The sequence below is a fragment of the Psychrobacter sp. CAL346-MNA-CIBAN-0220 genome, from assembly GCF_040309805.1.
Taxonomy (GTDB): domain Bacteria; phylum Pseudomonadota; class Gammaproteobacteria; order Pseudomonadales; family Moraxellaceae; genus Psychrobacter.
Genome location: NZ_JBEOPF010000252.1, coordinates 1 through 274, shown reverse-complemented (window position 1 = coordinate 274; position 274 = coordinate 1). Strand labels below are relative to the sequence as shown.

The following is a 274-nucleotide window of genomic DNA, read 5'->3' as shown; positions in this document are numbered from 1 at the left end:
ACCATCTGCTTGTCCGCCAGGCGGCTGCCCTGGGTACTACGCGACAGGGATCGTTCACAGAGTGCATCCAGGGCTTTCTGCGCTTGGCCAATCACCCGCATCGCATGGTGCACGCGGCCGCCACCCAGTCGTACCTGGGCCACGACAAACGCCTGACCGGGCGCGCCGAGCATGTCGCCAGCAGGCACTCGCACCTTGTCGAACGACAGGTAGGCATGGGTTGCGGCCGGGTCATCGGCGATACCGACGTTGCGGATAATGCTCACCCCCGGAG

The 274-nt window shown here is 65.3% G+C and carries 1 protein-coding gene; it reads right to left on the bottom strand.

The annotated features are described in order from the left end of the window. The coding region (locus AAEY88_RS13535; RefSeq protein ID WP_350563223.1) for an acyl-CoA dehydrogenase family protein at positions 1-274 on the bottom strand (274 nt) is incomplete at both ends.